This window comes from Ureibacillus sp. GCM10028918, from assembly GCF_042666115.1.
GTDB lineage: Bacteria > Bacillota > Bacilli > Bacillales_A > Planococcaceae > Ureibacillus.
Window position 1 is genome coordinate 208594 of the sequence record NZ_JBHTFK010000007.1, and the last position, 22386, is coordinate 230979.

Below are 22386 nucleotides of genomic sequence, written 5' to 3' on the forward strand. Positions count from 1 at the left end.
AGAAATGTGTCCTTTTCCATTAAATGGACAGATTGTTGAACAACATTCTTTTATGAAAGTCCAAAGGACGATTTGGGAACCATATAATTACAATTTATGTCTATAATAAAAAGGGAAGTATATTGGAGGCATCATTATGTGGTTAATAATAGGTCTTATTGCAATAGTAGCAACTTTTATAAATCTTTATATGTATACAGCAGGTAAAGATTACAAACTTGCGATGGCAATGGGGTTATCATTTACAGCCTTAACCCTTTGTGCAGAATACAGTCTTGTATCGGAGTGGGTAGGAGTGAAAGATTGGGCAGCATTAGAGGATGTAGTACCTGGTATGGAAAGGGCACTATGGTTTTTGACAATTGTTTCTATCTTACTAAATTTCGCTCCTATACTTTTAGAACGAAAAGGTAAGAAATAATTACTTACTGTTGTCACCTCATTTATATAATATGCAATTAATGTGTAAGTCTTTATGTATAACTAACGGGTGCGTCGTTGAAGAAGAATTAAGTTAATAGGGGTTAAGAACAATTATAGTTATTCATAAAAGGGCACTTTCCTTGAATAAACGATTAGGGGGATATTTTAGAAGATAGTTATCGTATTCAACTTAATAGTGCTTATAGCAGTTGATTGGTATTCGGCCGGGATTATTGAATAGCATGAGCTTAATTCTGCTGTATCAATTGCTTTTGTATTTGTGCGTTATGTTTGTATTTTTAACTATTTTCGAGCTGCAAATGGATTAAGATAACTCAAGATTGCAAAATGGATTGTCCTATACGAGACAACCCATTTTTGTTGTTAATCATTCAATTCAAGCGTTTCATTAATGTCTGTCGATTTAGAGCTTTGTCCTGTCATGCGTTTATAATAAAAGACAATCTTCTTTATGAGATTTCCGCCTTCCCAATATTCGGCTGCTTCAGCCTTCACCTTTATCAGGATAAGGTTAGGATCATCATAAGAAGTTTGCATTATTTTCTCATATACTTTGCTCCACAATTCCTTTTTCTTGCCTAAATCTTCAACGATTTCTGCTCTTCCACGCACGGAAACATAGGATTTACCTACATATGCTACATTAACATCTTGATTTTGTAATATTTCATCATATTTATTTGTATTTTTTTTAGTGAAAAACCATAAGTCGCCATCAAACTCTACTTCTTGCGTTTTCATGGGACGAGAAACAAGACCTTCTTCAGTAGCAGTAGTCAACATAGCCATGTCTATATCTTTAATTAACTCTCTTAATGTTTCGATTTCTTCTTGTTTTATCATGTTAGACATTTTTATCACCTCTTTCATGATTACATATTACCCTCCATACCAACTTTTAATCAGGGATAGAGTATTACCAAACTTAATCTAACAAAATGAAACCAAACAACCGCAGCGTATCTGGCCTCTAATTACATTTTCTTTTCCATACTAGAACTAAAATAATCAGCGGTTAATAACAAATATTTTTATAGAATGCAATTAAGATTGTGACGAATTACACTTCAACTAACAGTCAGTTTAGTTGAAGAAATATGTGTATTAACAATAATAATAGATTCAAAGCTACAGAATTTATGAGCAACCAGTTATAATAATTTTGATTATTGCTGTCGGTTTTTACCATCAAGTTCTACTTGCTGATTGTTAAGTAAATTAGAACAAAATAAAAAGCGGTCCTCCACAGTTAAGATCGTGGAAGGCCGCTTTTTTATTATCTACTGTCACCATTTATTGTTGCTTACATATGATTCGCTTAAATGTTTAGAGTTAAACTAACACCTATTTCCCATTACGAAGCTTTACGCATTGATTTCATAATTAAGCTCACAATGAATACAAGTATAATTGCTCCAATTAAAGCAGGGAGGATATAGAAATCAGAAACTTTAGGCCCCCAACTTCCTAGAAGCATACCACCAATCCAAGCACCGATGACACCTGCGATAATATTACCAATAATTCCACCTGGGATATCTTTTCCCAGAATCATACCTGCAAGCCAACCGATAATTCCGCCAATTATTAAAAACCAAATGAAACTCATACTGTCCATCTCCTATTAAGTAGTTTGATATTTCGCTATAGTTGTTTATAACCTTTATTAAATCCCCTCAAACATTGAGGAGGAAAAAATTAATGGGAAATTCAAGAGAGTTAGCGGGAAATTGTAACACCTAACGTTTTTTTAAAATGACAAAGTGCCCATCCATGACCTGTTGAGAAAAATGCACCTGTTATTATTCCTTTATCATTCGTGGCTTAGGGATTTTTATGTGAGAAAAGATTGTGAAGGAATGTATTTAAGACTTGTAAACATGTTTAGCTAAAGAGTGCTTTAGAGGAAGAATCAATTGATTGTTGATTTAATCATCTTTTAGTGAATCCATTATATGCACAATTCTTATACAAGGAATTGTGCCTCTTTTAGTTATCATCTCCAAAAGTAGTATTGCTTACTTAAATCATGTTGGAAAAATGGGGGCGGTAAATTTGATAAAGACCGGGAAGAAGTACACGGATTAAGTATAGAGTACAACTTGAAGATTAAAAAAAGGGAACAACAACCGTCCCTTTTTAATGATTATTAAATTATATCTAAACCAAATGCTTTTTTTGTAGAGTTAATTATATCTTCAAATGCCTTATAGCCCTCATCATGAAGATTTTCTTCATGATAATGTTTAATATCAATCGTATTTAATAAAGAGATTATTGCTTTCACTTTTAAATCGTCATTCCAGAAAGGCATTTTTGATTCACCTTCAATTGTGATTTCGACTTCTGAATTTAGTGAATCTAAATTCAATCCAGTAGAGATTTTTATAACTTCATGCGCCATATGCTCAACTCCATTAAATAGAATTTTTATATAGTTCAAATTCTAGCAGAATATTGGGGTTGAAAAAATATGTAGATAAAATGCTTGTTTATTAAGAAAAGCTAGATTTTATTTAATAAAGCGCAGTAAAAAAATGAGGAACCTTATCAAGTCGTGGTCAAAACAAATCTACGTAAGCAATTTGAATAAATTATGCAGTTGCTTAGCATTAATTGAAGAAGAATCAGTAAAATTATCGAACTTTATTCCAGGGCTACAATCCGATCAAATCGCTTTAAGAGATAAAGTGATTGGATACAATCAAGGACTAGTAGCTTCATTGTCTAGCTTTCTTACCTATTTAAAATAAGAAGGACTATCTAGCGTTATCAATTGTAGTCTGATAGTTTAACGAGTTTGAACTAAATAAAGAGAGAGGGGAATGAATAATGGAAAATATCCATTCCCTTTTTTTGAATATAGGCTTGCATGCTGAAAAAGTAGGAAAACGTTAAAAGCTTATACTTATTCAATTTATGTAATGATGGATTGATAAGATAAAAAGAATTTACTTTGTAGAATTAACCAAAGAGCTATAAGTAAATTTTGTAGCTTTCACGTTCTTCGATATTGGTTAACCGTACGCGTTTCTCTAAGAAATGCGCTTTTTCTATTTAAGGACCAGGTTGTGGATACGCAAAGTTTAACTCCGTAAGTAAAGGGGAATATAGATAGAAAAAGATAAACTGAAAGTGGGAAACCCTTTCATCCATAAGGGGAGAGGTACATGGGAGAAAAGAGTCAGATTTTAATCGAATTTCCATTAATATTAATTGTAACGTTTTTCATTTTCCGTTTAATGGGTAATAAGGAATTAAACCAATCAACCCCGATTGATTTTGCCTTTATGGTACTGATGACAAGTATTGGCTGGGATTTGACAATCACCCAAGATTTTCCTTTATGGTTTACGCTCGTCCTTATCATTGTATTGGTAACGATGATTTATCTATTTGATTTGATTACGAGTAAATCAGATAAAGCAGAAAAACTCATTATCGGTGAGCCCCTTCTTTTAATTGAAAATGGTGAAATCATTGAGGAATCTTTAAAAAAAGAACGATTGGCCGAGACTGAACTATTGGCACTTTTACGTTTAAAAGGCTTTTTTTCATTAGAAGAAATAGAACAGTGCTATCTCGAATTCAACGGAGATATTTCAGTTAAACCGAAAAAGCATTAAGGTTTCATTAATCATTGCTGATTTCAATAAATTGGGAAACACACGCTTGTTAACAGGCCGGGTGGAATGGGTGATATAATTTTAATAAAATAAAAAATCATCCAAGGGGGGATAGGGTGTTTGAAATCAACAACCAATCCGATAAATTAATGATTGTCGTTCACGAGATTTACGGAATGAACCAACATATGGTTGATGTTTGTGAATTTCTATCAGAACAAGATTATGATGTCATATGTCCCAATTTATTGGAGCATGATTTTCCCTTTGATTATTCTCAAGAAGAAAAAGCCTATCGCCATTTTATGGACCATGTAGGTTTTATAAACGCAGTACATAAAATAAGAGATCTAATATTAGCTAATCAACATGAGTATTCAAAAATCTACATTATTGGATTTAGTGTAGGGGCCACGGTGGCTTGGTTGTGTAGTGAGGAAGAAAGTGTGGATGGTATTGCCGGATTCTATGGATCACGTATCAGGGACTATATAAATATAAATCCCAAATGTCCGGCGCTGCTATTCTTTCCAACAGTTGAACATTCCTTTCATGTGGATGAATTAGTTTCAACTTTAGATCAACCGAATGTAGAGCTACATATATGTAAGGGAGAGCACGGATTTTGTGATCCATACTCATCTAAATATAATGAAGAATTAGCTCAACAGAAATTTTCAAAGACATTGGAGTTCTTCGGAAATCTTTGAAAGTCTATCATGTGAAAATAAAGTATGATTATTTAAATCCTGTGTTCACATGCAGGATTTTTTTATAACGCAATTGAGGAAGACTGTGGAGGAAAGCTAATCCGGCGCTTTTCACAAGCAAAGAAAATTACCCCAAGTGTACTCTTTTTTACTTTAATGTTGGAATCCTGTTAATTTCTTTTACTACCTTCCTGTATTTACTATAACTTGTATACCTTCATATGTTACTGTAGCGATTTTAGTTTTGTTATCCCATGTTAACTTAGCGTCTTGAGGTGCGGCAACAACTAATGGAACATACGTCGTACCATTATAGATTTTAACTGGAACATCGATAGTCATTGTTCTGCCATTCATATTTACCTTTTTAGAATTAGCTGTGAAGATAAATATGTTATTGCCATCGATTATTGTCACTTGTTTAAGCTTTTGATTCCACTTAACATCTAGTCCCAATCCTTCTGAAATTGCACGTAATGGTACAAGGGTTCTGCCACTTACAACTATACCATCATTGACAACAAGAGTTTTCAGTGTTGATTGAGTAGTAGTTGTAATAGTTTCTGAGTTCGTTTGTGTATTAGTAGTGGCTTCTGTAGTTTCAGCAGACCCTCTATTTGCCGGTAATGCCAATCCAATTAGTAATGCAGATAACAATATCATTCGTTTTTTCACTATATCCCCACTTTATAAAAAATTTAACAATATAATAATAAAATAAATTTCCATAAATTTCCTCACTTTTATTAAATTTGAATCATAATTACTAAATTTTTGTTACTAATGAACAAATAGTCACTTTTTTATTCAAATAAAGGGTCAGGTAATTATCCTGGCGTTTTGGAACTTTTAATGTCTAATTTAATAGCGAGATATTTGAAAGCTTTCAGAATAGGGATTCTAACATACCTTGTTCATTAATAAGTAATGTGTCTATTTTCATTTATAGGGTAAATTGTAAAAGGATTTTTAAGGTAAAAATATAGACTATTGATTGAGATTGTTAAGTTATAATCATGAAGACAAGAGCGTTTGTGCTCGGTCTTTTTTTTTTATTCTCCACTTTTATACCATCAAATAATTTTCATAATACATAAAATAAAATAGATCTATAAGGGAGGTGAAATTATGTCAAGTAACTATGAAGGCGGCAGTTACAACAACGGCAGTAAATTTGCATTGATTGTTGTTCTGTTTATTTTACTAATTATTGTTGGTGCATCGTTTATGGGATACTAAATGATTAAATTCCACAGTCAATCGGAAGTTGTCATGTGGAATGATTAAACCGCCTTTTCGAAGTTGGAAGGCGGTTTTTTGTCGTTAAGATTTCCTCTTCTTTAAGGCTCATTATATCTTCAAGCAGGCATCATTTCTGCCAACTTAGTTCCTTGAAGGGGACGATTCTTCTACGTCACTAATGGACTGAAAGAGTGTCGACTACTTCCAATATTAATCAATACTTCTGATTGCACCAGTTTAACCAAGTCCTCTTAGGCAAGTGTCTAGCATCCTTATAGGTAACTTGAATAATCTATATCGAATTAAAAAGGAGGAATATTATGCAAAATAATTTCGAACAATATGGCGGATATCAGGATTACAGAGATGATGATTACGGTTATGATTATGACAGTTATGGAAGAGGTCATCGAAGAAGAAGACGTCCACGATATCAGTACCCGTTTTTCCCGTTCTTCCCTGTTTATCCAATCTACCCACCGTACTATCCCTATCCCTACAACCGTTATCCGTACTACAACCGACCATACAACCGACCTTATGGTTACTAATATCTCATTATAAAACCATGGACCTACTGGAGCTTAACTGTAGGTCCATGGTTTTATTTAATCTGATATCTACATAGGGGCTAACTGATGCCATACAATTGTGATATTGTATGGTTTTTTTGTGCGTGTTATGATGATTCAAATCTTGTTGGAAGTTTAATAGAATGGATTTGTAGAAAGGCAGGTTGCAATATGGTACACAAAGACAGTGTTGAAGCGTTAGACGTCCAAACAACTCCGCTGCAAAGCGACATTCTCTCTCCAGAAAAACAAAAAGCGTTATATAAGCGTACATTATTCGTTGTAAGTGTTTCACAAATTTTTGGTGGTGCAGGATTAGCAGCAGGAGTTACGGTGGGGGCGCTTCTTGCACAGCAAATGCTTGGTACAGACGCCTTTGCTGGACTTCCTTCGGCATTAATTACTTTAGGGTCAGCGGGAGCAGCTTTATTTGTTGGGAGACTTTCCCAAACGTCTGGACGTCGTATTGGTCTGACAGCGGGTTTCATGATGGGTGGACTTGGAGCGATAGGGGTCATCATTGCAGCAATACTAAATAGCGTTTTGCTGTTATTTCTTTCTTTCCTTGTTTATGGTTCAGGGACTGCAACAAATTTACAAGCTCGTTATGCAGGTACGGACTTAGCAAATAGTAAACAGAGAGCGACTGCTATTAGTCTTACGATGGTTTTTACAACATTTGGTGCAGTTGCTGGTCCGAACTTAGTAGATGTAATGGGCAATATTGCTCTTTCCATTGGCGTTCCATCACTTGCCGGTCCATTTATTTTGGCAGGGGCAGCATATATCTTAGCAGGGATTGTCCTTTTCATTATGCTTCGTCCAGATCCGTTAATAATAGCAAGAACAATAGAAGCATTCAACAAAGAACAGAATGAGAAAAAACATTCAGCTACTACTGAGCAACTAGAAAACAAAAGAGGCATAATTGTAGGTGCGACAATTATGGTTCTTACGCAAATCGTCATGGTAGCTATTATGACAATGACACCAGTCCATATGCGGCATCATGGACATAGCGTGGGGGAAGTAGGTCTTGTTATTGGTTTTCATATAGGTGCCATGTATCTCCCTTCACTGGTTACAGGAATCCTTGTTGACAAATTGGGCCGTACTGCCATGGCGATTGCATCTGGAACAACGTTGTTTCTGGCAGGTTTAGTAGCAGCATTTGCTCCAGGAGATTCAATGGTTTTCCTAGTAATTGCTCTTTCTTTACTCGGATTAGGGTGGAATTTTGGTTTGATCAGTGGGACTGCACTTATTGTTGATTCAACTACAACTTCTACAAGGGCTAAAACACAAGGTACGTTGGATGTTTTGGTTGCCTTGTCAGGAGCTGCTGGTGGAGCCTTGTCCGGAGTGATTGTGGCAGGTTCAAGTTATCTAGCATTATCATTTATTGGCGGAATTCTCTCCATATTATTAATTCCGGTTATGATATGGTCTCGCAGAGCAGAAAATTAGAAAGATTATATCTCGAACGGGCGCTTTTCTCTAATAGGAAAGCGTCTTTATTCATTAAAAGGGCCGTTTGAACACACAGTATACAACGTTTCTTTTTTTATAATCATTTTTCACCTCTTAATCACGCGGGATTTTAGACTGAAAGATATATTTTTAACCCCATCCTAGATTTAGAACGGGGTTTTTAAACTACTTATTTTATTTAATAATTTAATTGTCCGTTTGATTTCTCGGTATCGTAGGGGGATCAAGGTTTCCTTCATATTATTAGTCAGCGGTCAAACCAACAATTATAAACTACAGTCGAATCTTAACCTCAGTACCGTCTTGAGCTTTGACATCTACCAGTACGAGGCCCTTATAATTTTTTAGTTCCTCGATGATAGGCTTTAGCGTTTTTTTGTCTATTACTGGGAAGGGGAACTCCATTTCTTTTCGTTCAAAGTGATCTTTTGTCCATTTGCTCATTTTTTGCTGAAACAGATTAGAGGATATAACGGAAATAACTAAATTTAAAAGAGTATATGGAATGGGGATGCTGAGCCGAACGTCCTGTGTTTTGACTTTTACATGCATCATAAGCGAATCACTAATCGATCAAGACCGAAACGGTATCCCCGTTGGCCGATTTAATATCTACAATTTGACCATCTAATTCGTTATCAATTGCTTCAATAATCAGGCTTAGGTCGATTTCTTTTACGTATTTTTCTGATTGAGGGATGCTCGCTGCAATGCTGTGTCCAGCCATTAGTACGGCTTTAACAAGTTTTAAGGGCAAATTGACTGTGACGTTATCATTTTCGGCTGATACAACACGAATTTTTAATGTCTTGTCTAAATATTTAGTTGGTTTTTTGGAAAGCGTATAGCCAGGTTCTTCTTTCTCTTTTAGTAATTGAATCAGTTCCGTTCCCTTAACGGCATCGATTTTACCATCTTGGACCATTGATAAGACTTTTGAAATTTCTTCCTTCATGATTATTTCCTCCTTATTCCTCTTTTAAAAGCTGAATGGCTTCTTCTGCTGTGATTTCGCCATTTTCTAACATGGTAAGAACTTTTTTCTCGTCAACTTCGTTTTTCTTCTTCTGTACATATCCAAGAGAAGAAATGATGTCTGTCAACTTACCTCGAACTGTTGGATATGAAATCCCCAATTCCTTTTCAACTTCTTTGATATTTCCTCTGCATGTCAAAAATACTTCTACAAAATGTAGCTGATCCTTTGATAAGGATGCCAGCTTAGATAATTCAAACTCATTTTCAATCGTAGTGTGGCAATGGGAGCACTGCAACTTTGTAATTTTCATGGTTTTACTGCAAACAGGACAATTCGTAATTACTTGATAGGCCATTATGAAATGAAATTCCTTTCTTTTAATTGATTTGATTATACAACAATAAATTGAAAATAAAAACAATAAAATTGAAAAATTTAAATAAAAAAATCAATAATGTTAATTGTGGAATTGAAATAATTGATTTTTGAATGTGGAGTTTTAGGGGCGGGTGATATTGATAGGAAATTATGAGGCACCTTTGACTGAATTAGGCGCAATTTTGGTCAGTCAACCCGGTAACGATTCTTTTGTACGGTATTTGGTTACAAATCGAATAAACTGTATATGCAAAACAGAAGATAGTACTAAATTAAACCCATTTTCCATCAACAAGCGCTTTCCTAAAGCAGGGAAAGTGCTTTTTTCGTTGTTTTTTTTCGTTGTTAAAGAAAGAGAAGGATTATTGAAATTGTAAAAAATTACATTTAATATAAGACAAGGGAAGGGATGTTCGCATGAAAAAATGGAGTAAAAGATTTAGATATACAATTGGTGGAATTGTGATCGTTTTCTTGTTAGTCGTCTTGGCTTTTAAAATACACAAATATCTTAACGAGAAAGAACAGCAAGAAGCTATAAAGCAAACACAACATTATTTAGCTGAAAACTATCAAAATATGAAATATGACATACAAGATATTTCCTCTTCCACTGACTTTAAACACTATGGTTATTTTGAGCATGCCGTAACAGTTCAAGACATCAATACAAAGGAAACATTTGAAGTATTTTATGATAAAAAAATGAACCGAATGGAAGATTCACATATTATAGAAACACAAGAGGAACTTTTAAAGCGCAATATAACGCCTAAAATAGAGAAGTACATAGAAGAAAACTTTGGGGAAACAAGATATATATACGTTAGCTACGATATCGCAAGTGGAAAGCCGATGATTGTTGTGAAATTTAACCAAAACCATGAGGAGATAACACAAAAGGATTTTGATACATTTATATCGTATCTAAAAGAAACAATTGGTATCGATCACGCAATTGTAATTGTGGATTATTGGAAAAGAGAACTGTCTTTTAATAAAGAATTTTAAAAACACGGCCCGTTAGAATTTTTATTAAAAGCATTCAGACTGTAGGCAATCTCGGAATATCGAGTTTGCCTATAGTCTGAATTACATTCACAGGATGCTGTTTAGTTTTTGCGAAGCATTGTATCCGCAAGAGGGATTCCAATCACAACAACTACAGTCGATAAAACGATTAAGGCTTTTAAAATAAATAACGCTACTTCTTCTAACATCGTATCTCTCCTTTTTTCTTTACAATCTATCTTACCTTATATTCTATTTAATTATCCATCTTCCTTTTGTAAAGTCAAACAAAAAAAGAACATTATCATATGTTCCTTAATATTAGCCAAGCAATACCCGATGATATTCTACAATTGAATGATTTCCTAAATATGGTATTTCAATTTTTTCATTTTATTGGAAAATGACAAGAATGTAACTGGAAAACTATGTTATAATTTTCATGTATTGTAATATTTTTCTAGGAAAGAAGGAGAGAATAATGAAGAGAACTAGAGTTGTATCCGTTTTATTTGCACTTCTTTTAATTTTGGCATTGCCATTTCAACAAGCCAATGCTGCATCTTCTAATGGTGTTACAGAAGGTTCGGAAGCAACAATTACTGAATTACTAAAAGAAGTTTACGAGAATGAACAAGAATTAGATTCATACAAATTTGAAGGTAACATCAATTTAGGTTTAATTTTACCTGAAACAGATGAAGTAGATCCAGAATTGGCAATGATCTTCGATCTATTAAAAGATATCCAAATTGATATTTCGGGTGCATACAAAAAAGACCCAATGCAACTGGAAGCGAATATCGACCTTACATTAAAAGGGGATATTCAAACAACTTTCACGATGCCAATGGTAATGACTCAAGAAAAAATGTGGATCAAGCTTCCAGACTCTCCGCTGTTACCATTGCCTGAAGAAATGAAAGGGAAATTCATCGAATATGACCTATTAGAACTAGCTGAGCTTTCAGGACAACCTGCTACTGCTCTTGATTATGATTTACAAATGAAATTAAATTCGGATATTATGAATTTAGTCGTTGAATTGTTTGGAAAGGATTTTTATAAAGAAGTAGATCCAAGTACTGTAACGATTCCAGAAGGTGTAGTGGCAGACAAGGTCATTAAATTCGAATTAACAAACGAAACAATTAAACCATTTATCGATACAGTTCTTAATGACATGCTGCCTAAGTTTGTTGAATTACTAGATAATCCTGAGTATTTAGAAACGCTTGGGATAACTGCTGAAGATGTTAAATTATTAAAAGAGGCATATGCAACTCAAGAAGAAATTAATGTGGATGAAGTAGTGGCCGAGTTTAATAAATTCCTGAAAATCAATCAGTTAGACGAGATTATTGTTATTACGGAAGATAACTATATTAGCTACGATAAAGGAACAATTGATGTTACGGTCATTGTAGAAGAAGAAGAGGCCTTTACTCTTAAGTTGTCATCCATTCAATCAAAATCGAATGTAAATGAAGAATTTGATTTTTCAATCGGAATTCCATCTGCCGAAAATGTTCTGCCATTTGAAAAACTATTAGAATTGGAAGAAGCAGCATTAACAAATAGTGGAATTTAACCGAATAAATTTGCAGTTAATTCTATAAGGTTCAGACTGTAGACAAGCTCAAAGAAACACTTTGAATTGTCTGCAGTCTTTTTTGTTTTGATAATATATCTTTAAGTCTAAGTTTGTAATAGAATAACACTTCAATCTTTTTTAATTTCGCTTACGATATGATAAATATTCTAAAAATCTCTTAGCCGCAAGTGAAAGTGATTTTTGCTCTCTCATAGCAACCCCAATAGTCCGATAAGCAGGTACTTCAAGCTCTTTCGCAATAATTTGGTAAGGAATCCGTTGTGAAATTAATTCTGGTAATATACTGATTCCTAAACCGTTTTCCACCATTGACATAATGGCATAGTCGTCCCATGTTGTAAAAGAAATTTGCGGCGAGATTTGGTGCTTCTCGAGAATTTCGGAGATTTCTGCTTTTGCACCTTTTTCTAATAGCATGAATGGACTGTTCAATAATTCATTGATTGGAAATTGGTCACAATCACAAAGAGGATGATCTTGAGGAATGACTACCAACAAACGGTCTTGCTCCACAAAGATTGTTTCCATTTCAGCTTTTGTAGGTAGTCGTAAAAAGCCAAAATCGACCCGACCTTCAATAATCCAGTCTTCAATTTCCGTATAATCCCCTAAGAGTAATTCGAAATCAATGCCCGGATAGTCCTTCTTAAAGAACTTAATTATATTAGGTAGCCAATGGGTTGCCACGCTAGAAAATGTTCCAATCCGGATGATACCAGACTGGATATCATGTAAGTCCTCGATCTGGGTCATTAACATTTCATGGTCATTACAGATACGCTGTAATTGTGGCAGTAGCTTTAAGCCATCAGATGTTAAACTGATACCGGCATTATTGATTAACACCTAGATATATAGGTTTTAGAAGAGGTATTGAAATTTTTTTCCTTAAGTAACGGCAGGTTAGTTTGAGTAGAATAACAAAAAGCTAAGAGAAAACCCCTTAGCTTTACGTTAATATTCTGATAGTTATTTTCTTCCTAATTTAAAGAGCATTCGCCAATAAGTGAAATAAATAAATTTTAGTTGTTTTATAATTATACTTTTATATAAACTGCGAGTCAGAAACCGCCATTATAAATTTGTTCTCCCGCTGTAGCTGTGTCTATGGGGATTATCCCCATTTACAGTAGTAACACCACTGAACTCGTGATAATGACCGCCGTTAGGAAGGGGAATAGCTGGACCAGTAACTCCACGAATCTCATGTCTATGTCGATTATCGACAGAAGTAAATGTAAAGTAACGATGAGTGTGTGGTACACCACTTGGTGCTGGTTCAGTAGTTCCGGCATATCTGTGATTATGTCCTGCATCAAAAGAAGTCACACCTCTAAATTCGTGTACATGGGCAGGTACGGGTCTTCCATCCCATTGAGTAATAAAAAGTTGATGGGAATGTTGAGAATCAGAATTGTCTGAATGATACATGAATCCAGAAACAGGGATATTCAAAAGTACATCTCCTTTTCGCCTATTCAATCAGTACTATCATATGTCTGGTGTTAAAAAGGGTTCAAAGTTAGGGCCAAGCCACTTGATGCCAGTCAAATACTCTTCCCAATTATCATCTTCTTTAAATCGAGTATCTTCAACAATTACTTTTGTAGAATGGGTTTCAACTGGTACAAAACTAACACGAACAGTTTTGAGGAACATCAATAAATAAATAAATAAATAAATAAAACAGTAAGGGGGCTAAGAGAGTGAATTCTATCTATAAACATCCAACATACAATGAAACCGAAGTATATTGGAAAAAGTACCAGAGATTCTTTCCCGATGAACTGCGCATTAATGAGAATAACCTACCCACCGAAGAATGGTGGGATTGGAATGAATGTCAGATCCATCTAGATCGTATGCCCGTTCCAGATTCAAAGGTCAAAGTTATTTTGATTCATGGTGCAGGTGGAAACGGTAGGCTCTTAGCACTTACGCACGAATAACTACAAGTACACGGATATGAAGTTGTATCACCAGATCTCCCTCCATACGGTCTCAGTTCCGCGAAGCCAAAAAACTTAATCGATTACCAGCAATGGATTCAAATCATTACGGATTTAATCGAACGAGAGATTGAACGAGACGGTAAACCAATTGTTTTATAGGAGCCAGTATCGGAGGCATGCTTGCTTATCATGTGGCTAATATGAGTGAAAAAGTTAAAGGTTTAATTGTAACGACTTTTGTCGACACGAGTAATTCGAAAGTTCGGGATCAAATTGCTCCGAATAAAGTAATGAGTCATATAGGTAAATTCACAATGGATACATTCCCATATCTATTGGATTCTTTTCGGATTTCGGTTTCGATGGTATCGAGAATGAAATTACTATCAAATAACTCTGAACTGACCCAGTTAATAATCAATGATCCTTTAGCAGCAGGAACAAAAAATTCTTTCCGTTTTCTAAGAACCTTCTTAAATATGAAACCAATGGTAGAACCTGAGCATTTTGATTATTGCCCTATATTGTTAGTCCATCCAGAAATAGATCCAATGACGCAGTTTAATTTAAGTGAACCATTTTATAATCGTTTAAACTGTAAGAAAAGATGTGTGATTTTAGAAGGAGCTGGACATTTTCCTATAGAACTACTGGGGTTGGAACAGATGAAAAAAGCAGTTCTCTCATTTATCAAAGAGATAGAAATTGAGATTTAGAACAAGAATTAGTTTTTATTAAGACAAGAGCGCATTCTGCTCAGTCTTTTTTTATTTTCCACTTTTGTACCATCAAAAGATTTAAGTAAGACATAAAATAAAATAGCTTATATAAGGGAGGTGGAATTATGGGTAACTATGAAGGAGGCAGTTACAATAACGGTAGTCAATTTGTATTGATTGTTGTTCTCTTTATTTTACTAATTATTGTTGGAGCATCATTTATGGGCTATTAAATGATTTTCCACAATCAATCCTAGGTTGTCATGTGAAATGATTAAACCGCCTTTCCGATGCTGGAAGGCGGGTTTTTTGTTGATTCGTCGTTAAGATCTGTATTAGATTGTAATTATTTCGCTTCTACAGTACGGCTCATTATAGCTTCACGCAGGAATCATTTATCTCCACTTAGTTCATTGAAGGAGACGATTCCTCAAGGTATCACTAATGGATTTAAAGAGTGTCGACTAAGTTCCAAAATCCCTAATAGTCAATACTTCTGATTGCACCAGTCTAATAAATTCCTTCTAGGCAAGTGTTTAGCATCAATATAGGTAACTCCCATAACCTATATTGAATTAAAAAGGAGGTGTATTATGCAAAATTACGGACAATATGGTGGTTATCAGGATTACAGAGATGATGACTATGATTATGATTATGACAGTTATGGAAGACGTCGTCGAAGAAGAAGACGTCCACAATACCAGTACCCGTTTTTCCCGTTCTTCCCTATTTATCCTATTTATCCTATCTACCCACCGTACTATCGCTACCCATACTATAACCGACCATACAACCGACCTTATGGCTACTAATATCAATAAGGTAACTAATTAATAAAACGATGGACCTATTGGATTTACACTGTAGGTCCAATTTCATTTTTTATTTAATCTGATACTTACATAAAAGTCTAATAAATTCAGAACCCGTTTCGTTAAACCTTTCAATGACAAAGTCAATAAAATACCTGCTTGCGATGGGTAAAACCCTTTTATCTTTATAGGCCAAACTGATTGTGCGTGCAACAGGTGGAGAGATTGGTTTTGTTACAATATTATATGGACACCGATCTAGCACTAGTTTCGGTAATATCGATATGCCAAGACTTTGTTCAACCATTGACATAATTGCATAATCGTCATGTACTCGGAATTGTATGTCCGGTTCAATATCGTTTTGTTTAAAAATAGTTAATGCTTCATTTATTTCTCCTTCATCTAAGAGTATAAAATGTTCATTTGATAATTCTAGCAATGAAACTGTGTTTTTAGATGCTAATCTATGACTTTTTGAGACTATGGCAAGTATTTCATCTTCTTTTAATGGAATGGACGTTAGTTTGGATACAGCATCGGGGTTAACAAAGCCAAAGTCTACGAACCCTTCTTTAATCCAGTTAGAAATAACCGTATACTCCCCTTGATATATATTAAAAGAAACAGAAGGGTACTTACTTTTAAAATCCTTTATTAAGTTCGGTAGCCAGTGGCATGCAACGCTAGAGAATGTTCCTATACGAATAAGCCCGCTTTGTAATCCCATCATCTCGTTATGCTTTTCCGATAACTCCACATGCGAATTGCTAATATTTCTAATGTAAGGTAAATACTCTTCTCCATCTGGTGTTAATGTGATGCCGGTTCTAGATCGCAAAATAAGAGTGGTTGAAAGTTCTTTTTCCAAAGAATTTACCATTTGACTAAATGGCTGACTGGGTATAGCCTAGTTCGTCTGCAGCCTTCGTAAAATTACCTGTTTCGATTACTTTCATAAAAGCGTGATATGCATTCATCCTGTATACTCCTTGCATTAGAAATCCTAATAGTTTCATTATAAATATTAATTTCACTAATGAAAATGATGGTGATACCATATAGCCAATATTAGATACCTGAAAGGATAAATTAGATGACACAAAAACAGGCTAACTTATTATTGGCAACTGTCTCTTTAGGGTGGGGGACATCTTATATATTTATGAAGCTTCTTGCGGATACAGTTTCTCCATTCACTGTAATCGCCTTACGATTTGGAATTGCATTTCTAGTTATGCTTGTCATTTTTTATAAAAAGTTAATTACTGTAAATACCAAAACATTGCAGTACAGTGCAATTGTCGGGGCACTATTATGTGGGATTTTTATTGCGCTTATGTATGGAATGAAAACGACAACAGCTTCTTCGGCAGGATTTTTAACAAGTACAACGGTAATTTTAGTGCCTATTTTACAAACACTCATTACAAAGAAATTACCTCGCAAAGAAGTTATTTATGGGGTCATAACTGTTTCGATTGGCTTATCACTTCTTACGATTAATGATGATTTTACATTTGCTTTAGGTTCCATTTTATGTGTGGTGGCTGCCTTACTTTATGCAGTCCATATCATCGTTACAAATTACTTTGTTCAAGAAGTTGATGCCTTTCAATTGGGGATTTTTCAACTAGGTTTTGCTGGTGTTTATGCTATTATCGGTAATTTCTTATTTGAAACACCTGCTCTACCAACAGAAGCAGTAGAGTGGTTCTCAATATTAGGCTTGGCGATTGTTTGCTCTGCTTATGGATTTGTGATGCAGCCAATTGCTCAAAAGTACACGACACCTGAAAGTACAGGGTTTTTGTTTTCCCTCGAACCAGTTTTTTCAGCTATATTTGCATTTCTCTTCCTTGGCGAAAACATGGGGGTACAAGGATATTTGGGTGCGTTATTAATTCTGGCTGGGGTTTTAATTGCAAACACGCCATTAAAAAGACGAATTGTATTGAAGGACCTTGAAGATTTTTAGGGCTGAATAATTCAATTGAAAATAGAAAAACGAATTTTGATTATCCTTATGTCAAAAAAACCCGCTTTTTTTAGATGCTTCTAACCATTAGTAAAATTATTAAGGGATAGTCGACACCTTAGATTGTTCATAATCAAATCGTATTATTGGTACTTTAGTGAATTATCTTAAAATATCCTTGCTTGAATAAATTCTTTACGAAAGCCACCTGTTAAGATAGGTAGTCCAAAATTCTAACCATATATTGAAATTTAAAGTCATATAGCTGCTGATTAAGGTGTTAATAGTATATTTAATTATATGTCTGACGAAAAAAATGGGTTATTTCTCCTGATTCAGTTGTACTGTTCCTGGAGAGTTAGCATTCAAGTATTAAGTGTTGAAGGAGGTCTTTTTAGTATTAATTCTCTTTTTTATTTTATCTATTATCAAAGTAATGAGAGGGATGATGAATCCCATGATCATGGTATATGGAGCCCAATAAGTAGAATCCCAGTGAAGCATATACTCGATATCTGGGTATACCACTGTGGAAAAAGCAACTGTCAAAAGACCCAATGGGATTACCAGAAAACGAAAGTTCTTGACTTCCAAAATTTGTGCGAAACCAATCACGAAAGCATAAAAATAGATAGAGGTTTTAAAAAACATGGTCATAATCCAAAAACCGGCAATTAAAGATTCGATTCTCTCAATAATCTTAAATACACTCACCGTCTTGGCAAGAACGTAGGTTGGGTACAACTGTCTAGCTGTAGTTGAGGCGCCTAAGACGAGGATGCAAAGAACAATAATAATGGCTACTGCAACTGTACCAATAAATGTTCCCGCAATAAAATTCCACTTTACTTTGTCCGGACGGTTTAAGTGTTTCGGGAAAATTACTAAAAACACAACTAACGGAAAACCAGCAGATGCAATGAATGTTAGAATAGATTTTGCATGATTCACGGGACTTGCCTCATTAAAAGGACGTAATCGTTCGAAATCCACTTCTGGCAAAATAAAAACGATTAAGGCAAAAAGTAATAAGAAAATCCAAAAGATTAGAAGTTCTCCTGTACGGGCCAATACCTCAAGGCCGGCTCGTACCACTAAAATAATCAATATGGCCAACGATAGATTCAAAATTTCGAATGGGGTATCCGTCAATATTTGAGTCGTAGTGAAAAAACCATAATACGACAAAAGTGAACTTGTCCCGATAAAACCAAAAAAAACATACAATAAACCAATCAACTTCCCGAGGGCTTTCCCGTACACATCCTCAAGATATTGGAAATAATTTTTCCTACCCATAGCCCTGCTGCAGACAACGTAAAAGTAGGCTAATCCACAACAAATTATGATACCGAGTAGGGATGTCAACCAAGCGTCTTGATTAACCTCGGCTGCCATGCCAGAAGGAATGATAAGGATTGTTGTGCCTATCGTGAATAAAATTGTGAGCACGCTAAGTTGAAATGGACTGATCCGTACTTTTTCCTCCAATGTGTGTGACCTCCTTTTGAACGCTTAAGAAAACAACTGGATTAAAGGTTTCATTGTAAATGCTATTAGCTCCAGTGGGTTAGGAATGGATACATTATTGATCTTTCCAATTACAATTACAGCTGTGAAAACCATAAGAAAAGAGAATATGACAATCTCTCTGGTCAACTTTTCTTTTGCAAGCTGTGGAATCTGAAATAAGGCAATGGTAATAAAAGTAAGTAGCACCCCTAGGCTCTTTAGCATTTTTTCTACTCCTCTAACAATTCATTTTTGAATGGATTTGTAATAGTTCCTACTCGCCTGATATTTATATCAACATTCACATCGACCTGTATATCTGGGTACATTTCTGTCCATTTTTTTTTAATTTCCTTCCACAGTTTTGGGTTGTTTTTGTGGACTTGGTCTCCGAAGCCGAAAATATCTGATTCATACTCTTTTTGGGATTGGTCGAGAGCTTGGTTAATGGTATCTTCTATATCTTTATTTACTTTTTCTTCAAGTTGAGAAAAGACATTCTTACTCATCAGATCTATTGTAGCATTCACTTCGGCTACATTAGCTTCTCCGGATATCTTCACTTCAAAAGAAGGTGTGTCACTTCCTTGAAAACGAGGAATGATTTCAGCTTTGGTATCAAAAATTTCAACCCCAACCGGTCCATTATTAATATCGATTACAACAATCGTGTTTTCGACTTTGCCCTTTACATAGTTCAATCCTTTACTTTCATCTTCACTTAGCCAGCCTACTAGCTTGTTTTTTCGGAAAGCTGCCATGCCATCAAAAGCAAGGCGAGCTTTAGTATCAATTGTCTGAACATTCTCGGCAGAAGCACCTGCCTTAGGATCACCCAAGATTTTAACTGCTGTTAGAATTGGTTGAGTTCCCTCACTAACTATGTCATCCATAATCTCGTTTATTTTCACCTTACCCGTAGCTGCCCATGCCTCAGATGAAGCTTCCAGTGAATCGAATAACTTGTTAGCAGGGATTTTTTCGATAGAGGTTAGTACCTCCAAAATTTCCTCAGCTTTAGAATCCTTTGAAACGACCAGATAAAAATCAGTTCGCATCGAATGATCTCTAGATAAGAAATCGATGGTGTTATAAATACCTTCTTTTGCGACCTCTTCACCAATAACAATCATTCGAAGGTGTGCAAGATATATTTTGCGAGGTGCCTGTTGTGTTAGTTTCCGTATCGCTTCAAACAGAATTTTTCCTGATGCTGTATAAGAAGTAACAGGAGTCGTGTAACCACTGCCGCCACCTGTAACAGATGATGCAACTTCCGAAGGATTTAGCACTTGTACAGTAACCTTATATTCATTATCTTCCGTTTTGTCGATTCCGAGAGCTACGCCAATGGCTAGATCATTTACTTCCTGGCTACCCCAGCACCCAGCCAAAGTAGGTAGTAAGAAGGCAATTAGTATAATGAAACGGGCCTTTTTCATATGGATTTCACTACTTTCTTGTTCTGCTTTCTGGTTTTGAGGGGTGATTGACTTGCTCTCGGATGTTATTATTCTGGCTAATCAATCGCGGTCGAGAAAACATGGACCATAACGGCAATCGGATAATTACATCTTTTTGATCCTGTAAAATAAAGGGAGCAGCTGGTGTTGTGTAAGGTACCCCAAATGACCTTAGCGTGCATAAATGTATACAGAGTAGGATAATCCCAAACATAATACCAAAAATGCCGAATACTGCCGCTAAGCACATCATACCGAATCGAATGATGCGTACTGATGTGGCTAAATTAATTGCCGGGAAGCAAAAGTTAGCGATTGCGGTAATCGACACAACAATCACCATTGCGTTTGACACAATTCCAGCTTGAACCGCTGATTGCCCTAATACTAATGCACCGACAATACTCATCGCTTGACCAACTGCCCTAGGCATACGAACGCCAGCCTCTCTTAAAATTTCAAATGTTATTTCCATTAATAAAGCTTCAAAAAAAGCAGGAAAAGGAATTCCCTCTCGTTGAGCTGCGATACTAATCAACAATGTCGTTGGTAACATCTCTTGATGATGCGTTAACACCGCAATATAAATAGAAGGGGCTAATAAGGCAATGAAAAAGCAAAAAAAACGTAATAAACGTAATAGAGTAGCGACATCCGCTCGTTGGTAGTAATCCTCACTAGCTTGGAAAAATTCAACCATCAAGCTTGGTACGACAATCACAAATGGTGAACCATCCACTAGGATTGCTACACGTCCTTCTAATAGCTTCCCCGCGACAGCATCTGGTCTTTCTGTACTGAAAATCGTAGGGAAAGGGGTGTAGCCTTCATCTTGTATGAGCTCTTCTACATAACTAGTTTCTAAAATGGCGTCTATATTAATTTTATCTAGGCGTTCATGTACCTCTCTGACTACATCTTCATTTGCAATCCCTTTGATATAAGCAATCATTACCCTTGTTTTGGTAATCTCGCCAATTTCCTTGGATTCTAGCCAAAAATTTGAACTCCGAATTCGCCGTCTTAATAACGAAGTATTCGTGCCAAGTGTTTCTGTAAAGCCATCACGGGGTCCTTTAATAAGGGTAGCAGACTGTGGTTCTTCTACACCACGCTTCTCGTGCCCAGGAATACTAACTGTAATAGCTTGGGGTTCATCTTGAATCAATAATGCTGCATGACCAGAAAGGATATTGGTAATCAGCTTATCAAAGTCTTTTAATTCTTCTACTTCGCCGACGGTAACTGCATTTTTTTGTATGGCAGTTACGATGCTGGTTTTGTCGAGTGAATTGATATCATTTGGTTTCAATTTGTTAATCAAGGAATCAAGTAAATCTTGAAGTGCCGTTGTGTTAACCATTCCATCTGTATAGAGCACTCCAATATTTACGCTATTTTCTGGTCCGATGTGTATAACTCGTATGATAAGATCGGCGCTGTTGCCTAACGTCTTTTTCACTTTAGAAATGTTGTCTTCAAAAGAAGGTAAGAGCATTTCCTTCTCTTGTTGTTGGTTTTGGATAGCCTGTTCATCCTTAAATGTTTCTTGAGAGCTGTTATTTGATTTACGATGAAAAAATCTTCCTACCATTAAGTAATATCACTTCTTCCGTCGCAATTTAATCGGTGGATTTTTAAAATTAATTAAATATTTTTTTTTTGATTAATAGGTGGTTAAGCAGTTTCGATTGTTTTAAGCAGGCTTAAATTCATTTGTTAGCCAAACTAGCATTCTTACATGTAATATCTATTTTTCGGGATCTTTTAGCATTTCCTTGGGTTAGTTGCTAATATTTATATTTTGTGTTTTAAAATGTGTTTTATTCTTATAAGTGGCTTTTTGTTCAGGATTTTGAGGGGCAAATACGCAAAGAGA

At 35.3% G+C, this 22386-nt stretch carries 29 protein-coding genes; 14 read left to right on the plus strand and 15 right to left on the minus strand.

Annotated elements, in window-relative coordinates; genetic code table 11:
• Positions 1 to 136 precede the first annotated feature (136 nt).
• Positions 137 to 421, plus strand: coding sequence for a hypothetical protein (locus ACFQU5_RS10150; protein ID WP_390287371.1), 285 nt, complete (start codon positions 137 to 139; stop codon positions 419 to 421).
• A 386-nt stretch (positions 422 to 807) separates the two neighbouring features.
• Here ACFQU5_RS10150 and ACFQU5_RS10155 read toward each other — a convergent pair whose 3' ends face one another.
• The 3 genes from ACFQU5_RS10155 to ACFQU5_RS10165 all read right to left on the minus strand — a co-directional run bounded on the left by ACFQU5_RS10155 (position 808) and on the right by ACFQU5_RS10165 (position 2848).
• Positions 808 to 1296 (minus strand): pyridoxamine 5'-phosphate oxidase family protein, encoded by a 489-nt coding sequence (locus ACFQU5_RS10155; protein ID WP_390287372.1) that lies wholly within the window; start codon positions 1294 to 1296, stop codon positions 808 to 810.
• Between the two features lie 502 nt (positions 1297 to 1798).
• The gene (locus ACFQU5_RS10160; protein ID WP_390287373.1) at positions 1799 to 2053 is read right to left on the minus strand and encodes a GlsB/YeaQ/YmgE family stress response membrane protein; all 255 of its coding nucleotides are present in this window, start codon (positions 2051 to 2053) and stop codon (positions 1799 to 1801) included.
• Positions 2054 to 2593: 540 nt separating this feature from the next.
• Positions 2594 to 2848, minus strand: coding sequence for a hypothetical protein (locus ACFQU5_RS10165; protein ID WP_390287374.1), 255 nt, complete (start codon positions 2846 to 2848; stop codon positions 2594 to 2596).
• Positions 2849 to 2981: 133 nt separating this feature from the next.
• Between ACFQU5_RS10165 and ACFQU5_RS10170 the strand changes: the two genes are divergently transcribed.
• The 3 genes from ACFQU5_RS10170 to ACFQU5_RS10180 all read left to right on the plus strand — a co-directional run bounded on the left by ACFQU5_RS10170 (position 2982) and on the right by ACFQU5_RS10180 (position 4780).
• Complete coding sequence (locus ACFQU5_RS10170; RefSeq protein WP_390287375.1) at positions 2982 to 3197, plus strand: hypothetical protein; 216 nt, start codon at positions 2982 to 2984, stop codon at positions 3195 to 3197.
• Between the two features lie 417 nt (positions 3198 to 3614).
• Positions 3615 to 4070, plus strand: a complete 456-nt coding sequence (locus ACFQU5_RS10175) for a DUF421 domain-containing protein (protein ID WP_390287376.1) — start codon at positions 3615 to 3617, stop codon at positions 4068 to 4070.
• Positions 4071 to 4186: 116 nt separating this feature from the next.
• Positions 4187 to 4780, plus strand: a complete 594-nt coding sequence (locus tag ACFQU5_RS10180; RefSeq protein ID WP_390287378.1) for a dienelactone hydrolase family protein — start codon at positions 4187 to 4189, stop codon at positions 4778 to 4780.
• A 183-nt stretch (positions 4781 to 4963) separates the two neighbouring features.
• Here the strand turns inward: ACFQU5_RS10180 and ACFQU5_RS10185 are convergent, their stop codons facing one another.
• On the minus strand, positions 4964 to 5455 hold the full coding sequence (locus tag ACFQU5_RS10185) for a copper amine oxidase N-terminal domain-containing protein (protein WP_390287380.1): 492 nt from the start codon (positions 5453 to 5455) through the stop codon (positions 4964 to 4966).
• A gap of 453 nt (positions 5456 to 5908) precedes the next feature.
• Between ACFQU5_RS10185 and ACFQU5_RS10190 the strand changes: the two genes are divergently transcribed.
• The 3 genes from ACFQU5_RS10190 to ACFQU5_RS10200 all read left to right on the plus strand — a co-directional run bounded on the left by ACFQU5_RS10190 (position 5909) and on the right by ACFQU5_RS10200 (position 8061).
• The gene (locus tag ACFQU5_RS10190; RefSeq protein WP_390287382.1) at positions 5909 to 6019 is read left to right on the plus strand and encodes a YjcZ family sporulation protein; all 111 of its coding nucleotides are present in this window, start codon (positions 5909 to 5911) and stop codon (positions 6017 to 6019) included.
• A 369-nt stretch (positions 6020 to 6388) separates the two neighbouring features.
• Positions 6389 to 6586 (plus strand): hypothetical protein, encoded by a 198-nt coding sequence (locus ACFQU5_RS10195; protein ID WP_390287384.1) that lies wholly within the window; start codon positions 6389 to 6391, stop codon positions 6584 to 6586.
• A gap of 179 nt (positions 6587 to 6765) precedes the next feature.
• Positions 6766 to 8061: an MFS transporter gene (locus tag ACFQU5_RS10200; protein ID WP_390287386.1), complete on the plus strand. Its 1296-nt coding sequence runs from the start codon at positions 6766 to 6768 to the stop codon at positions 8059 to 8061.
• 297 nt (positions 8062 to 8358) lie between these two features.
• Here the strand turns inward: ACFQU5_RS10200 and ACFQU5_RS10205 are convergent, their stop codons facing one another.
• The 3 genes from ACFQU5_RS10205 to ACFQU5_RS10215 are packed head-to-tail and all read right to left on the minus strand — an operon-like array spanning position 8359 to position 9419.
• Positions 8359 to 8640 carry a hypothetical protein gene (locus ACFQU5_RS10205; protein WP_390287388.1) on the minus strand — a complete coding sequence of 94 codons (282 nt, stop codon included), beginning with the start codon at positions 8638 to 8640 and terminating at the stop codon, positions 8359 to 8361.
• A 10-nt stretch (positions 8641 to 8650) separates the two neighbouring features.
• Complete coding sequence (locus ACFQU5_RS10210) at positions 8651 to 9040, minus strand: hypothetical protein (RefSeq protein WP_390287390.1); 390 nt, start codon at positions 9038 to 9040, stop codon at positions 8651 to 8653.
• 13 nt (positions 9041 to 9053) lie between these two features.
• Positions 9054 to 9419: a DUF2089 domain-containing protein gene (locus ACFQU5_RS10215; RefSeq protein ID WP_390287392.1), complete on the minus strand. Its 366-nt coding sequence runs from the start codon at positions 9417 to 9419 to the stop codon at positions 9054 to 9056.
• 440 nt (positions 9420 to 9859) lie between these two features.
• On the opposite strand from ACFQU5_RS10215, the gene ACFQU5_RS10220 reads away from it, so the two are divergent.
• Together ACFQU5_RS10220 and ACFQU5_RS10225 are read left to right on the plus strand one after the other, a co-directional pair.
• The gene (locus ACFQU5_RS10220; protein WP_390287394.1) at positions 9860 to 10453 is read left to right on the plus strand and encodes a hypothetical protein; all 594 of its coding nucleotides are present in this window, start codon (positions 9860 to 9862) and stop codon (positions 10451 to 10453) included.
• A 481-nt stretch (positions 10454 to 10934) separates the two neighbouring features.
• On the plus strand, positions 10935 to 12044 hold the full coding sequence (locus ACFQU5_RS10225) for a hypothetical protein (RefSeq protein WP_390287396.1): 1110 nt from the start codon (positions 10935 to 10937) through the stop codon (positions 12042 to 12044).
• Between the two features lie 141 nt (positions 12045 to 12185).
• On the opposite strand, the gene ACFQU5_RS10230 is transcribed toward ACFQU5_RS10225, so the two are convergent.
• On the minus strand, positions 12186 to 12914 hold the full coding sequence (locus ACFQU5_RS10230; RefSeq protein WP_390287398.1) for a LysR family transcriptional regulator substrate-binding protein: 729 nt from the start codon (positions 12912 to 12914) through the stop codon (positions 12186 to 12188).
• A 228-nt stretch (positions 12915 to 13142) separates the two neighbouring features.
• The gene (locus ACFQU5_RS10235; protein WP_390287400.1) at positions 13143 to 13523 is read right to left on the minus strand and encodes a YmaF family protein; all 381 of its coding nucleotides are present in this window, start codon (positions 13521 to 13523) and stop codon (positions 13143 to 13145) included.
• A gap of 251 nt (positions 13524 to 13774) precedes the next feature.
• On the opposite strand from ACFQU5_RS10235, the gene ACFQU5_RS10240 reads away from it, so the two are divergent.
• The 4 genes from ACFQU5_RS10240 to ACFQU5_RS10255 all read left to right on the plus strand — a co-directional run bounded on the left by ACFQU5_RS10240 (position 13775) and on the right by ACFQU5_RS10255 (position 15554).
• Positions 13775 to 14017, plus strand: a complete 243-nt coding sequence (locus tag ACFQU5_RS10240) for a hypothetical protein (protein ID WP_390287402.1) — start codon at positions 13775 to 13777, stop codon at positions 14015 to 14017.
• A 179-nt stretch (positions 14018 to 14196) separates the two neighbouring features.
• Positions 14197 to 14736 (plus strand): serine aminopeptidase domain-containing protein, encoded by a 540-nt coding sequence (locus tag ACFQU5_RS10245; protein WP_390287404.1) that lies wholly within the window; start codon positions 14197 to 14199, stop codon positions 14734 to 14736.
• Between the two features lie 128 nt (positions 14737 to 14864).
• Positions 14865 to 14972, plus strand: a complete 108-nt coding sequence (locus ACFQU5_RS10250) for a YjcZ family sporulation protein (RefSeq protein WP_390287406.1) — start codon at positions 14865 to 14867, stop codon at positions 14970 to 14972.
• Between the two features lie 360 nt (positions 14973 to 15332).
• A complete protein-coding gene (locus ACFQU5_RS10255; protein WP_390287408.1) occupies positions 15333 to 15554 on the plus strand; it encodes a hypothetical protein in 222 nt (73 codons plus the stop codon).
• 70 nt (positions 15555 to 15624) lie between these two features.
• On the opposite strand, the gene ACFQU5_RS10260 is transcribed toward ACFQU5_RS10255, so the two are convergent.
• Together ACFQU5_RS10260 and ACFQU5_RS10265 are read right to left on the minus strand one after the other, a co-directional pair.
• Positions 15625 to 16425, minus strand: coding sequence for a LysR family transcriptional regulator substrate-binding protein (locus ACFQU5_RS10260; RefSeq protein WP_390287410.1), 801 nt, complete (start codon positions 16423 to 16425; stop codon positions 15625 to 15627).
• 16 nt (positions 16426 to 16441) lie between these two features.
• Positions 16442 to 16534: a helix-turn-helix domain-containing protein gene (locus ACFQU5_RS10265; protein ID WP_390287412.1), complete on the minus strand. Its 93-nt coding sequence runs from the start codon at positions 16532 to 16534 to the stop codon at positions 16442 to 16444.
• A 116-nt stretch (positions 16535 to 16650) separates the two neighbouring features.
• Here ACFQU5_RS10265 and ACFQU5_RS10270 point away from each other — a divergent pair, with 116 nt between their 5' ends.
• Positions 16651 to 17532, plus strand: a complete 882-nt coding sequence (locus ACFQU5_RS10270) for a DMT family transporter (RefSeq protein ID WP_390287414.1) — start codon at positions 16651 to 16653, stop codon at positions 17530 to 17532.
• A gap of 372 nt (positions 17533 to 17904) precedes the next feature.
• Here the strand turns inward: ACFQU5_RS10270 and ACFQU5_RS10275 are convergent, their stop codons facing one another.
• The 4 genes from ACFQU5_RS10275 to ACFQU5_RS10290 are packed head-to-tail and all read right to left on the minus strand — an operon-like array spanning position 17905 to position 22101.
• Positions 17905 to 19023, minus strand: coding sequence for a GerAB/ArcD/ProY family transporter (locus ACFQU5_RS10275; protein ID WP_390287416.1), 1119 nt, complete (start codon positions 19021 to 19023; stop codon positions 17905 to 17907).
• 24 nt (positions 19024 to 19047) lie between these two features.
• Complete coding sequence (locus tag ACFQU5_RS10280) at positions 19048 to 19269, minus strand: hypothetical protein (RefSeq protein WP_390287418.1); 222 nt, start codon at positions 19267 to 19269, stop codon at positions 19048 to 19050.
• A gap of 5 nt (positions 19270 to 19274) precedes the next feature.
• Positions 19275 to 20486 (minus strand): Ger(x)C family spore germination protein, encoded by a 1212-nt coding sequence (locus ACFQU5_RS10285; RefSeq protein WP_390287420.1) that lies wholly within the window; start codon positions 20484 to 20486, stop codon positions 19275 to 19277.
• A gap of 10 nt (positions 20487 to 20496) precedes the next feature.
• Positions 20497 to 22101, minus strand: a complete 1605-nt coding sequence (locus ACFQU5_RS10290; protein ID WP_390287422.1) for a spore germination protein — start codon at positions 22099 to 22101, stop codon at positions 20497 to 20499.
• Between the last annotated feature and the right edge of the window lie 285 nt (positions 22102 to 22386).